Here is a 12,114-nt window from a genome sequence, read left to right on the forward strand (position 1 = left end):
GGCTGCTCACCTTAGCCGGCGAGCGGCCTTTTTTCTTTTTGGACGATACGTGAACTTGATTTACGCCCTACATAGGGAATAGTTTCCGCGACCAACTCAGAGTGCCCTGCCCTCTCCGGACGGCAAGCGGCGCGAACCGCAAGGAGTCCTCCATGAACGCCCTCGTCGATCAACTGAAGAGCATCGCATCTGCAACGAAGGCCACCGATATTCGCGCCGCCTTCGCCTCCGATCCAATGCGCTTTTCCCGCTTCAACGCGTCTTTCGACGACCTGTTGATGGACTATTCCAAGACGGCGGTAAACGACGATATTCTGGGCCTTCTCGAGAAGCTTGCGGACGAGGGCGGCGTCGCGGCCAAGCGCGAGGAAATGTTCTCGGGCGTTGCCATCAACTTCACCGAAAACCGCGCCGTCCTGCACACCGCGCTGCGCAATCGCTCCAATACGCCTGTGCTGGTCGACGGCAAGGATGTCATGCCTGACGTCAACGGCGTTCTGGCCGCCATGGGCAAGTTTGCCGACGGCATCCGCTCCGGCGCGCTGAAGGGCTCGACGGGCAAGGCGATCACCGATGTCATCAATATCGGCATCGGCGGCTCCGATCTCGGCCCGGTCATGGCGACGCTCGCGCTCGCCCCCTTCCATGACGGCCCGCGCTCTCATTTCGTTTCCAACATCGACAGCGCCCACATCGCCGATATCCTGAAGCTCGTTAAGCCGGAAACGACGCTGTTCATCGTCGCCTCGAAGACCTTCACGACAATCGAAACGATGACCAACGCGCAGACGGCGCGCAAGTTCATCGCCGATGCGCTTGGCGAAGCTGCCGTACAGCACCACTTCGCCGCCGTTTCGACGGCGCTCGACAAGGTCGCCGCCTTCGGCATCGACGGCGAGCGCGTCTTCGGCTTCTGGGATTGGGTCGGCGGCCGCTACTCGATCTGGTCAGCCATCGGCCTGCCGCTGATGATCGCCGTCGGCCCGGAAAACTTCGGCAAATTCCTCGATGGCGCGCATGCGATGGACAACCATTTCCGCAAGGCGCCGTTCAAGGAAAACCTGCCGATGCTGCTCGGCACCATCGGCTTCTACCATCGCAACGTGCTCGGCTATCCCACGCGCGCGATTCTGCCCTACGACCAGCGCCTGTCGCGCTTCCCGGCCTATTTGCAGCAGCTGGACATGGAATCGAACGGCAAGGGCGTCACCATCGACGGCACGCCGGTCGAAGGCAATTCCGGCCCGGTCGTCTGGGGCGAGCCCGGCACCAACGGCCAGCACGCCTTCTACCAGCTCATCCACCAGGGCACGAGCGTCATCCCCGCCGAATTCATGATCGCCGCCAACGGTTTCGAACCGGAGTTGCGCCACCAGCACCAGCTGCTAATGGCCAATTGCCTGGCGCAGTCGGAAGCGCTGATGAAGGGCCGCACCTTCGAAGAGGCCAAGGCACAGCTCACCTCGAAGGGCATGGACGGCAAAAAGGCCGACTTCATCGCACCGCACCGCGTCTTCACCGGCAACCGCCCGTCGATCACCTTCGTCTACGACAAGCTGACGCCGTTTGCTCTGGGACGCCTGATTGCGCTCTACGAACATCGCGTCTTCGTCGAAGGCGTGCTGTTCCGCATCAACTCCTTCGACCAGTGGGGCGTCGAGCTCGGCAAGGAACTGGCGACGGGCCTGCTGCCTGTTATCGAAGGCAAGGAAAGCGCTGCCGGCCACGATTCCTCGACGCAGGGGCTTGTGGCTGCGCTAGCAAGCCGCGCGAAGTAATATCTCCATCGGAAACAAAAGAGCCCGCCTGAAGCATCAGGCGGGCTCTTTTATTGGAAGACTTGAAAGTCGAGGGAGCTCAGAGCCCGATCTCATGCGCCCACGGCGGATTGGCGCCGGCGCGGGACACCGTCACAGCCGCGGCCTTGGCGCCGAGCGCCAGCGCATCCTGCAACGCCTTTTCACTCAAAGCAGCGACCTGAGCCTTGGTCAGCAGGTTATTCATCTTCAGCGAGGCCAGAATGCCGGCATCGAAGGTGTCGCCTGCACCGACGGTATCGACCACGGTGACGCGCTCGCTCGGAACCGAGACCTTCAGCGACTTGGTGTAACCGGTTGCGCCTTGCGCACCCTTGGTGATGACGACGAGCTTGGCGCCCTGGCCTAGCCAATGCGCGGCGAGCTCATCGTGATTGCCAGCGATGCCGAACCATTCCAGATCCTCATCGGAGAACTTCAGGATGTCGGACATGGCGACCATCCGGTTCAGACGGGCCATGTGCGCGGCCTTGTCCTTGATGAAGCCCGGACGGATGTTCGGGTCGAGCGAGATCACGCGGCTCTGATGCTCGCGCTTCATCAGCGCCTCATAGGTCGCACCGCAAGGATTGGGGATCAGGCTGATCGCACCGAAATGCAGGGCTTCGCAATCATCACCGAGCGTCGGCAGATCGGCCTCGGTGATCATGCGGCCGGCCGTGCCTTCGTCGTAGAAGGCATAGGTCGCCTGGCCGTTGACGAGCTTGACGAAAGCGATCGTGCTCGGACGGGGCGTGATGGCGCAGTAGCTATAGTCGACCTTGGAGGCGGATAGCGTTTCGCGCAGGATGTCGCCCATCATGTCATCGGCGAGGCCGGTGAAGAAGCCCGTGGGGACGCCGAGACGGCCAAGCGCTATCGCAGTGTTGAAGATCGCACCGCCGGCATAGGGGGCAAAGCCCTTTTCGCCCTGCGTTGTCTCCCGCGGCAGCATGTCGATCAAAGCTTCGCCACAGCACAATATCATTCCGGCCTCCCAAAGAGCGCGTCTATCTTATCCAGTCTCATAAATCGATTAGATAAATTCACGGCAAAAGCAAAGCGTCAGTTTTTCGGCAGCTCCGAAATACCGCCATTCCGGCTGGACCAGGGGAGCGGCGCATTGAGAAAGGCCTCGACCTCGTCGAGCGTCTTCTCGTCGAACAGCTTCTGTTCCTTGGCAACGGCGAGCACATCGCGCCAAGTGGCGATGTGATGCAGGCGGACCTTTCTGTTGGCAAAACGCTGTTCCGCCTCGGGGAAAATGCCGTAATAGAACAGCGCCATGCCATGATCGACGATGCCGCCGGCCGCACGGATGGCGTCGATGAAGGTGAACATGCTGCCGCCGGCCGTCGTCAGATCCTCGATGACGAGCACGCGCGCACCATCCCGCATATCGCCTTCGATCTGGGCGTTGCGACCATGCCCCTTTGGCTGCTTGCGAACATAGATCATCGGCAGGTTCAGGCGCTCGGCCAGGAAGGCGGCGAAGGGAATGCCCGCCGTCTCGCCACCGGCAACGCAGTCGAACTGCTCGAAGCCTGCATTGCGCATGACAATGCTTGCGGCGAAATCCATGACCGTCGAGCGGATGCGCGGATAGGAGATCAGCTTGCGGCAATCGATATAGACCGGGCTCGCCATGCCGGAGGCGAACTTGTAGGGCTTGTCGGCGCTGAAATGGACCGCCTTGATCTCCCAAAGCATCCTGGCCACCAGCTCAGCCATGACGGAGCGATCGGTAAATGTCATCTGGGTCATGCGGGGGGCCTCCTTCGCAGCGCTAATGTTCCAGCGGCAATAGCAGCAAGCGGCCCGGGTTTCCAGACGCATGGAAGGTTTTGCAGGCATCCGTCGCCGGCGCCACAGCCCTCCCTCCGTAAAAAGCCGCCTGTCAAACCACACCGAGATCGGCGGGCAGCATCACCTTGAACAACGCAATCACCTTGTCGCCTTCTTCCCGTTCGATCGAAATCGCATAGCGGACCGCCGCAGCGACAAGCTGCATGGTCAATCTGGCGATCCTTGCCAGCTCGGAATGGTCGCGCTCCGGCCACAGGCGCTGGAGGACAGTGAGAAAAGCCTGCGAATGCCATTCCATGTCCTCGGCATCGACCTGCTGCAGCAGCTTGTCGGCATAGGTTGCGTGCCAGATGTCGCGCATGACGGGCTCATCGAGAAACATGGCGTAATAGCCATCGACAATACGGCCAAGCGCGGACTGGAGCTGATCGCGGCTTTTGATCGCCTCCAGTTCATCCCCGACGCATTGGCGACCCTGCTCGTTATAGCGTTCGGCCAGCACGCGGATGATCGCCGTCTTGTCCGGGAAATATTGATAGAGCGAGCCGAAGGAGACGCCTGCCTTTTCGACGATCTCGCCCATGCGCAGCGCATCGCTGCCGTTCCTGGCAATCAGCTCGGATGCCACCGAAAGGATCAGATCCACGCGTTCGCGGCCGCGCTGCTGGCTGGGTATGCGCCGCGGCGTGCCCGCCTCGTCCTTGCTGCGCCTGCGCTTCGCGACCGGTTCCTGCGTCATGTCATTCCCTGCCTGTGACTGTTGACAAGCAATATAAGAGAGTTTATCACATTTTGCAAATGAGAGAATTTATCACATTTTACGCAGGAGGAGCTTGAAATGCAGATTTCGACTGTTGCCGTCATCGGCGGACTGGGAAAAACCGGCGGGCGGGTCGCGGAGCGGCTGGAGGCGCGCGGCATCGCGGTTCGCGCCGTCTCGCGCTCAACGACACCGAACTTCGATTGGCAGGACCGCGGCACTTGGCATCAAGCGCTTGAAGGCACGTCGGCCGCCTATGTCACGTTTCAGCCGGACCTTGCGGTCGCCTGGGCGGCCGATGCCATTGCAGCCCTTGCGAAGGCGGCTATCGATGCCAGCGTGAAGCATATCGTCCTGCTTTCCGGCCGCGGCGAGGATGGCGCGATCCTGAGCGAGGCAAGACTCAGGGCCGCCGGCGTGGATTACACAGTGCTGCGCGCCAGCTGGTTCAACCAGAATTTCAGCGAGGGCGCCTTCGTGGATGGGCTTCTCCGAGGGAAACTGGCGTTGCCCGCCGGCGATGTGCCGGAGCCTTTCGTCGATGCCGACGACCTTGCCGACGCGGCCGTCGAGTGCCTCATCAATCCGCGCCACCGCAACCAGACCTACGAGCTGACAGGCCCTCGCGCCCTGACATTTCGCGAAGCGGTTGCCGAGATCGCATTGGTCTCACGCAGAAGTATCGGATACGAAACGCTTCCGATCGATGCCTTCATCGCCGAAATGACTGCTTTCGGTCTGCCGCAAGCGGCCACCGATCTGCTGCATGAGCTTTTCACGCAGGTCCTCGATGGTCGCAACTCGCCCGTCATGGATGGCGTCAGCCAAATTCTCGGCAGGCAGCCGAAAGACTTTTCCGATTACGCCAACCAAACCGCCGCAACCGGCATCTGGAGCATTCAGTCATGACTTTTCCGATCACGAATATCGCGCTCATCATCGCGGCGCTCAGCAGCGGTCTTCTCGCCGGCGTCTATTTCGCCTTCTCGACCTTCGTCATGCAGTCCCTCGCCCGCCTTCCGGTCGACCAAGGGATCGCCGCCATGCAATCGATCAACGTCACGATCGTGCGTTCGCCATTCATCGTCGTGTTCATGCTGGCCGCTGCCCTGTCGGTCTTCATCGCCGCCATGGCCATCGTCTATTGGCGGGGCGGCGTCAGCGTGATGATGCTGGCGGGGGCTGCGCTCTATATCGTCGCCAGCTTCCTCTCGACCATCGTGTTCAACGTTCCGCTGAATGATGCGCTCGACAAGGTCGATGGCCATACAGCGGAAGCAGCACAACTGTGGACGACCTATCTCAGCGATTGGATGCAGTGGAACCATGTGCGCACGGTGGCATCGCTTCTTGCCGCATGCGCCTTCGTACGGGCTCTGTTTTAACCGGTAAAAAGAGCGCTACAGGGGTCTAGCGAAATGATCGGCTAGACGGCATGCAGGTAGGCCGCAACCTCGACACGGTTGCGGCCGTTTCGCTTTGCCTCATAGAGCGCCTCGTCGGCAGCGCGAAGGACATCGTCGAAGCCGATCCCCTTGACGGTGCCGGTAGCGACGCCTGCGCTGACGGTGCAGACCAGCGATTTGCCCTCTACCTCGATCGCCCGCGCGGCAAAGGCATCCCGCACCCGTTCCGCGACCTGTTCGGCACGCCCGGGCAAGGTATTGTCGAGCACAAGGGCGAACTCCTCGCCACCGAGCCGCGCCACCGTGTCCGAAGGACGCAAGCCCACGGACAATTCCTGGCCAAAAAGCTTGAGCACAAAATCGCCGGCGGCATGGCCATGCTGATCGTTGATCAATTTGAAGCGATCGATGTCGAAGATGATAACCGCCATGGACGGGCCGAAGGTCCGTCTGCCATGAAGGTCGAAGAGTGCGCGGCGGTTGAGCAGACCGGTCAAGGAATCTGTGATCGCCTCCTGACGATGCAGCGCCGCCTGGCGCCATTGATGCAGTGCAAGCGACAGCGCCCCGATCCCGGTCATTCCGGCGATGCAGACGGCGAGGCTGAAATCCTCGGCCCAATTGTTAGGCGCGTGGCCGAGCACGAGCTTGCCATCGGCGATGAGCACCGCCGCGCAAAGGCCAAAGGAAATGGCGGTCAAAGTGTAGAGCGCGGTAATGCCATAGAGCGGCGTCGGCGCTTCATGGCGGCTTATCCAATATTCGCGCGCCGTCAGAAGCAGCAGCAGGCCGATGACGACGTTGTCGCCGATGAAGGCCAGCCCATCATAGCCGGCGAGCATCGGCCCGACCGACGCGGCAATACCGGTGAGGCATCCGAGCAGGAAGCGCCATCCGGAGAGCCGGCGCGTGCGAAATTGATAACCGGCCACCCAGATCGTCGAGAAGCCGATGAAAAACAAGACGAAAGTCAGGATTGCAAAAATCGGATGCGGCTTGTCGACATAATGGCCGTATATGAAAATGCCGCCCACCAGCGGCACTAGGCCGGCGGAGCATGTCAGCAGAAAGGTATCGGGCCGGCGCGAAAACCAGCTTCCCACCAATGTCACCGCGAGGCAGGATGCGGAAACGCCAAGGGCGAGAAGAAGTGAGTTGTAATCGACCAGCATCATGCTCTTTCGACGGTTTCTTGCTTACCGTAGGGGATCAATGACACGCTAGCTCTCAAGGGGTATCGAATTGGTTACGGCAAATAATAAAGAAAATACATTTCAGTAAAATATACGTGCCATTTGGCGGCAGAACACAAATAATCCGCCGCCAATACTACTCATTAAATTCACTATTACTTATATAAAGAAGAACTAAATCAGGCTTCGACGTCCCAGTGCAGCGGGAACATCGGGTCGAAAACGGTGACCGGGCCAGCCCCGGTCTCGATCTTCGCCGGGAAGGTCACCGCATCGGGCCGGCGCACCAGAGTGATGCTATCCTCGTTGACGGGCAGGCCGTACCAGGCCGGTCCGTTCAGCGAGGCGAAGGCCTCAAGCTTGTCGAGCGCCCCCTCCTCCTCGAAGACATGGGCAAGGCAGCTCATGGTGTTGATCGAGGTATAGATGCCGGCGCAACCACAGGCGCATTCCTTCAGCGGATCGACATGAGGAGCGGAATCCGTGCCGAGGAAGAACCTGGTGTCGCCGCTGGTTGCGGCCGCGCGCAGAGCGAGGCGATGGCTCTCTCGCTTGGCGACCGGCAGGCAATAGTAATGCGGTCGGATGCCGCCGACAAGGATGGCGTTGCGGTTGATGATTAGATGGTGCGTCGTGATCGAGCCGGCGAGATTTGCCTTGGCCGACTTGATGTAGTTCACGCCGTCCGACGTGGTCACATGTTCCATCGTCACCTTCAGTTCCGGCAGGCGCTGGCGCAACGGATCGAGCACGGTTTCGATGAAGACGGCCTCGCGATCGAAAATGTCCACGTCGGGCGTCGTCACCTCGCCATGGACGCAGAGCGGCAGGCCGATCTTCGCCATGCGCTCCAGCACCGGCATGGCCTTGTTCAGATCGCGCACGCCGCCATGGGAGTTGGTCGTGGCACCGGCCGGATAGAGCTTGACGGCGGTGATCAGGCCGCTCTTCTTGCCCTCCTCGACATCGTCGGGGCTGGTATGTTCGGTGAGATAAAGCGTCATCAGCGGCTGGAAGCGATCCCCGGCCGGCAGCGCCTTCAGGATGCGCTCGCGATAAGCCGTCGCATCCGCCGTCGTCACGACCGGCGGCACGAGATTGGGCATGATGATGGCGCGGGCAAAGTGTCTGGAGGTATCGCCGATCACGCCTTCCAGCATGGCGCCATCTCGCAAATGCAGATGCCAGTCGTCGGGACGGCGGATGGTGAGCTTTTGCATGGGCGCGACCTCTGGAAATGTGAGCATGGTCTCGTCCGAAAGCGACTTCCCGCCCTTCGGGACCATACTTGATGATATCGCGCTTCGATAACACCAACCAGCATCGCAAAACAATCCGCAGCGGCGGTTAAATGATCGTGAGGTTCAGTCCTGCACGGCGTCGATGGTGACATCGGCCGGGCGGCGGTTCTCAAGGATCAGCCGACCGTTCGGCAGGTCGTTGCCGTAGACCTTGGCGCCGGCCGCCTCTTCATCGAGATCATAGCCTCTCCAGCGCGCCCATAGCCGCTCCTCAAGCACTTCCATCGGCGGCGCAAGCATGATCGAATAATCGAACACGCCCTCCAGCTCCGCCCATTTACCCTGGCTGAACAGCAGGTAATTGCCCTCGATCACGATAAAGCGATGATCTGGCGACACGATGCGGGCGGATGCAATGGCAAGTTCGCGCGAGCGGTCGAAGACCGGCACGAGCACCTCCTGATCGGCGGCGCGCACGGCTTTGACGATATCGAGAAAAGCGCGGACATCGAAGCTCTCCGGCACGCCCTTCCGCTTCAGGAGCCCTTTTTCGATGAGGACGGCATTGTCCATATGGAAGCCGTCCATCGGCAGGACTTCGGCGCTTTCGCCCTTGGCCTGCAGCGCCTTGGCGACGTTTTCGGCCAAGGTCGATTTACCGGCGCCGGGCGGCCCGGCAATCGCCACCAGAAACCGCCTGGTATCGCCGGCGCGAGCAATGATCTCGCCGGCGATGTTCTCGAGAGAGATACTCATGCGGCGACGTTCTCCACCGGCGGAGCCTTGGCACCGGTCATGAAGGCGACGGCATCGGACATGGTATATTCTTTGGGATTGATGACGGTCAAACGACGCCCAAGGCGATGGATATGGATGCGGTCCGCCACCTCGAAGACATGCGGCATATTGTGCGAGATCAACACGATCGGCAAGCCGCGGGCGCGGACATCAAGGATGAGTTCCAGCACCTTGCGGCTTTCCTTGACGCCGAGGGCGGCCGTCGGCTCGTCCATGATGACGACCTTGGAGCCGAAGGCTGCGGCGCGCGCCACGGCAACACCCTGACGCTGGCCGCCGGAAAGCGTTTCCACCGCCTGGTTGATGTTCTGGATCGTCATCAGGCCAAGCTCGGTGAGCTTGTCGCGGGCACGCTTTTCCATGGCCGGCCGGTCGAGCATACGAAACCAGGAGCCGAGAATGCCGGGCTTGCGGATTTCGCGGCCGAGGAACATGTTGTCCGCGATCGAGAGCGCCGGCGAGAGCGCCAGGTTCTGATAAACCGTTTCGATACCGGCCTCGCGCGCTTCCATCGGCGACCTGAAATGGACAGGCTTGCCTTCCAACCTGATCTCGCCTTCATCGGGTGTGGCCGCGCCGGAAATCGCCTTGATCAGCGAGGATTTTCCGGCGCCGTTGTCGCCGATGACAGCAAGGATCTCGCCGGGGTAAAGATCGAAGTCGGCATTGTCGAGCGCAGTCACGCGTCCATAGCGCTTAACGAGGCCGCGGGCGGTGAGAAGGGGTTCGCCGGTCGTGGTCATGCCGATACCTTTCTGATCCATTGATCGATCGCGACGGCGCCGATGATCAGCACGCCCGTCAGGAGGACCTTCCACTGCGGATCGGCTCCGAGCATGTTGAGGCCCATGGATACGACGCCGACGATCATGGCGCCGAATAGCGTGCCGAGGATCGAGCCGCGGCCGCCGAAAAGCGAGATGCCACCAATCACCGTCGCGGTAATTGCCTGAAGATTGAAATCCGTCACAGCCGAAGACGGCGAGACCGAGCCGTTGCGGCCAATCGAAACCCAGGCAGCAAAGGCCGCAATCAGTCCCGAAACGCCGTAGACCGCGAGCAGCACCTTCTTGGTCTGTATGCCCGACAATTTTGCCGCTTCCGGGTCATCGCCGACAGCATAGACATGCCGGCCCCAAGCGGTGTGATTGAGAATATACCATAGGCCGACCACCAGCAGCACCATGGCGATGACACCGAGGGTCAGCACCGCTCCACCGACACGGAAGCTGATCGCGAAGAGATGCAAAAGCGGTGCCTTTTCATCGACATCGGTGTCACGGATGGTCTCATTGGCGGAATAGATGAAATTCGTCGCCATGACGATATTCCACGTGCCGAGCGTCACGATGAACGGCGGCAGCTTCATGTTGGCGACCAGGAAACCGTTGAGCAATCCGCAGAGACCGCCAGCGACCATGCCGGCAAAAACGGCGACAGGCGTCGGCAGGCCGTAGGTGACGGCGACGTTGCCCATGACGACGGAGGAAATGACCATGATCACGCCGATCGAAAGATCGATGCCGGCCGTCAGGATGACCAGGGTCTGCGCTGCGGCGAGAATGCCGACGATGGCGATCTGCTGCAGGATCAGCGTCAGGGTATAGGCCGAGAAGAAACGGCCGCCGATGGCAAAGCCAAAGATGATGATCGCCAGCACCAGCACGATCAACGGCACGGCGGCCGGCGTCGAATGCAAGAAATGCTGCATGCGTTTGAGAAGAGAGACATCCTGGTGCTCGAACGAGGCAACATTCTTGTCGCTGCCGTCGAGAACACGCTCGAATTCCTGTGCTCCGGTCATTGTATTCCTCCGCTGCCGCGCCGAACTATACGCGGAAACCGCCGGCTGTTGAACCGGCCGAAGTTGAGGTCCGGCCAGCGTTGATGTCAGGAAGGCACGATCGCGAACCGAAGGGCCGCTTCAGCGAAAAGTGTGAAGCGGCTCTCGGATTGGATCATGCCAAGTTCAGGACGAGGCTTAGCCCCAGCACTTTGCCGTGCCTTCCTTGGTGTCGATCGACTTCAGGCCGGGAACCGGCTTGTCCGTCACCAGCGAGACGCCGGTGTCGAAGAAGGACTTGCCTTCGGTCGGCTTCGGCTTTTCGCCGGTCGCGGCGAACTTCTTGATCGCCTCGACGCCGAGGGCAGCCATCATCAGCGGATATTGCTGCGACGTCGCGCCGATCACGCCTTCCTTGACGGACTTGACGCCCGGGCAACCGCCGTCAACAGACACGATCAGAACCTGCTTTTCCAAGCCGACGGCCTTCAGAGCCTGATAGGCGCCGACGGCGGCCGGTTCGTTGATCGTGTGGATGACGTTGATGCTCGAATTCTTCTGCAGGAGGTTTTCCATGGCCTTGCGGCCGCCCTCCTCGTTGCCGTTTGTGACGTCATGCCCGACGATGCGCGGATCGGTTTCGTCGCCGATCTTGTTCGGATCCTTCGGGTCGATGCCGAAGCCGATCATGAAGCCCTGGTCGCGCAGGACGTCAACGGAAGGCTGCGATGGCGTCAGATCCAGGAAGCCGACCTTGGCGTCCTTCACCTTGTCGCCCAGCGTTTCCTTTGCCCACTGACCAATCAGCTTGCCAGCGAGAAGATTGTCGGTGGCAAAGGTCGCGTCGGCGGCGTCGGCCGGCTCCAGAGGCGTGTCGAGCGCGATGACCAGCAGGCCCGCGTCGCGTGCCTTCTTGACCGAGGAAACGATGCCTTTGGTGTCGGAAGCGGTGATCAGAATACCCTTGGCACCGCTGGCGATGCAGCTCTCGATCGCGGCAACCTGGCTTTCGCTGTCACCATCGATCTTGCCGGCATAGGACTTCAGCGTCACGCCGAGTTCCTTGGCCTTGGCCGTCGCACCTTCCTTCATCTTGACGAAGAAGGGGTTGGTATCGGTCTTGGTGATGAGGCAGGCGGACACGTCTGCAGCCTTTGCCGGCGCGGCAAAGGCAACGCCGAGCGCCAGAGCGGCGATCGCTGCTGAAATAACAGATTTCTTCATTCAATCCTCCCGATGTTTGAAAAGCCGGACCGTCCGGCATTCCCGGATGAGCGCCCGGGGTGGAGATGCGCAATGCCTGTCAGATTATTTTCGAGAGACCTCCTCCA

The 12,114-nt window shown here is 60.8% G+C and carries 12 protein-coding genes; 3 read left to right on the top strand and 9 right to left on the bottom strand.

The window, feature by feature from the left end; translation table 11 throughout:
- The first annotated feature begins 152 nt into the window (after positions 1-152).
- Positions 153-1,778: a glucose-6-phosphate isomerase gene (gene pgi / locus QD409_RS27355; RefSeq protein ID WP_092843056.1), complete on the top strand. Its 1,626-nt coding sequence runs from the start codon at positions 153-155 to the stop codon at positions 1,776-1,778.
- 79 nt (positions 1,779-1,857) lie between these two features.
- Here the strand turns inward: pgi and QD409_RS27360 are convergent, their stop codons facing one another.
- The 3 genes from QD409_RS27360 to QD409_RS27370 all read right to left on the bottom strand — a co-directional run bounded on the left by QD409_RS27360 (position 1,858) and on the right by QD409_RS27370 (position 4,341).
- A complete protein-coding gene (locus QD409_RS27360) occupies positions 1,858-2,784 on the bottom strand; it encodes a carbohydrate kinase family protein (protein ID WP_092843057.1) in 927 nt (308 codons plus the stop codon).
- A gap of 77 nt (positions 2,785-2,861) precedes the next feature.
- Positions 2,862-3,560 carry an orotate phosphoribosyltransferase gene (locus QD409_RS27365; RefSeq protein WP_092843058.1) on the bottom strand — a complete coding sequence of 233 codons (699 nt, stop codon included), beginning with the start codon at positions 3,558-3,560 and terminating at the stop codon, positions 2,862-2,864.
- Positions 3,561-3,693: 133 nt separating this feature from the next.
- A complete protein-coding gene (locus QD409_RS27370) occupies positions 3,694-4,341 on the bottom strand; it encodes a TetR/AcrR family transcriptional regulator (protein ID WP_430764147.1) in 648 nt (215 codons plus the stop codon).
- Positions 4,342-4,440: 99 nt separating this feature from the next.
- Here QD409_RS27370 and QD409_RS27375 point away from each other — a divergent pair, with 99 nt between their 5' ends.
- Complete coding sequence (locus QD409_RS27375; protein WP_430764148.1) at positions 4,441-5,271, top strand: SDR family oxidoreductase; 831 nt, start codon at positions 4,441-4,443, stop codon at positions 5,269-5,271.
- Positions 5,268-5,747, top strand: a complete 480-nt coding sequence (locus tag QD409_RS27380; RefSeq protein WP_430764149.1) for a DUF1772 domain-containing protein — start codon at positions 5,268-5,270, stop codon at positions 5,745-5,747. The genes QD409_RS27375 and QD409_RS27380 overlap by 4 nt, the downstream gene beginning before the upstream one ends.
- Before the next feature lie 41 nt (positions 5,748-5,788).
- On the opposite strand, the gene QD409_RS27385 is transcribed toward QD409_RS27380, so the two are convergent.
- From QD409_RS27385 to QD409_RS27410, 6 genes are all read right to left on the bottom strand, one after another.
- Positions 5,789-6,940: a GGDEF domain-containing protein gene (locus tag QD409_RS27385; protein WP_430764154.1), complete on the bottom strand. Its 1,152-nt coding sequence runs from the start codon at positions 6,938-6,940 to the stop codon at positions 5,789-5,791.
- Between the two features lie 200 nt (positions 6,941-7,140).
- The gene (gene pyrC, locus QD409_RS27390; RefSeq protein WP_430764155.1) at positions 7,141-8,181 is read right to left on the bottom strand and encodes a dihydroorotase; all 1,041 of its coding nucleotides are present in this window, start codon (positions 8,179-8,181) and stop codon (positions 7,141-7,143) included.
- Between the two features lie 144 nt (positions 8,182-8,325).
- Positions 8,326-8,958 carry a nucleoside triphosphate hydrolase gene (locus QD409_RS27395; RefSeq protein ID WP_430764150.1) on the bottom strand — a complete coding sequence of 211 codons (633 nt, stop codon included), beginning with the start codon at positions 8,956-8,958 and terminating at the stop codon, positions 8,326-8,328.
- Positions 8,955-9,764 carry an ATP-binding cassette domain-containing protein gene (locus tag QD409_RS27400; RefSeq protein ID WP_004120962.1) on the bottom strand — a complete coding sequence of 270 codons (810 nt, stop codon included), beginning with the start codon at positions 9,762-9,764 and terminating at the stop codon, positions 8,955-8,957. Before QD409_RS27400 ends, QD409_RS27395 begins: the two co-directional genes overlap by 4 nt.
- Positions 9,740-10,804, bottom strand: coding sequence for an ABC transporter permease (locus QD409_RS27405; protein WP_004120960.1), 1,065 nt, complete (start codon positions 10,802-10,804; stop codon positions 9,740-9,742). The genes QD409_RS27400 and QD409_RS27405 overlap by 25 nt, the downstream gene beginning before the upstream one ends.
- A 177-nt stretch (positions 10,805-10,981) precedes the next feature.
- Complete coding sequence (locus QD409_RS27410; RefSeq protein WP_430764151.1) at positions 10,982-12,007, bottom strand: sugar ABC transporter substrate-binding protein; 1,026 nt, start codon at positions 12,005-12,007, stop codon at positions 10,982-10,984.
- Positions 12,008-12,114 lie beyond the last annotated feature (107 nt).

The sequence above is a fragment of the Rhizobium sp. BR 315 genome (assembly GCF_050577975.1).
Classification (GTDB): Bacteria; Pseudomonadota; Alphaproteobacteria; order Rhizobiales; family Rhizobiaceae; genus Rhizobium; species Rhizobium miluonense.

What these genes read in the sequence shown, in the direction of transcription:
- pgi (WP_092843056.1), top strand. Translation starts at nt 153, where the DNA reads ATGAACGCCCTCGTCGATCAACTGAAGAGCATCGCATCTGCAACGAAG.
- QD409_RS27360 (WP_092843057.1), bottom strand. Translation starts at nt 2,784, where the DNA reads ATGATATTGTGCTGTGGCGAAGCTTTGATCGACATGCTGCCGCGGGAG.
- QD409_RS27365 (WP_092843058.1), bottom strand. Translation starts at nt 3,560, where the DNA reads ATGACCCAGATGACATTTACCGATCGCTCCGTCATGGCTGAGCTGGTG.
- QD409_RS27370 (WP_430764147.1), bottom strand. Translation starts at nt 4,341, where the DNA reads ATGACGCAGGAACCGGTCGCGAAGCGCAGGCGCAGCAAGGACGAGGCG.
- QD409_RS27375 (WP_430764148.1), top strand. Translation starts at nt 4,441, where the DNA reads ATGCAGATTTCGACTGTTGCCGTCATCGGCGGACTGGGAAAAACCGGC.
- QD409_RS27380 (WP_430764149.1), top strand. Translation starts at nt 5,268, where the DNA reads ATGACTTTTCCGATCACGAATATCGCGCTCATCATCGCGGCGCTCAGC.
- QD409_RS27385 (WP_430764154.1), bottom strand. Translation starts at nt 6,940, where the DNA reads ATGCTGGTCGATTACAACTCACTTCTTCTCGCCCTTGGCGTTTCCGCA.
- pyrC (WP_430764155.1), bottom strand. Translation starts at nt 8,181, where the DNA reads ATGCAAAAGCTCACCATCCGCCGTCCCGACGACTGGCATCTGCATTTG.
- QD409_RS27395 (WP_430764150.1), bottom strand. Translation starts at nt 8,958, where the DNA reads ATGAGTATCTCTCTCGAGAACATCGCCGGCGAGATCATTGCTCGCGCC.
- QD409_RS27400 (WP_004120962.1), bottom strand. Translation starts at nt 9,764, where the DNA reads ATGGATCAGAAAGGTATCGGCATGACCACGACCGGCGAACCCCTTCTC.
- QD409_RS27405 (WP_004120960.1), bottom strand. Translation starts at nt 10,804, where the DNA reads ATGACCGGAGCACAGGAATTCGAGCGTGTTCTCGACGGCAGCGACAAG.
- QD409_RS27410 (WP_430764151.1), bottom strand. Translation starts at nt 12,007, where the DNA reads ATGAAGAAATCTGTTATTTCAGCAGCGATCGCCGCTCTGGCGCTCGGC.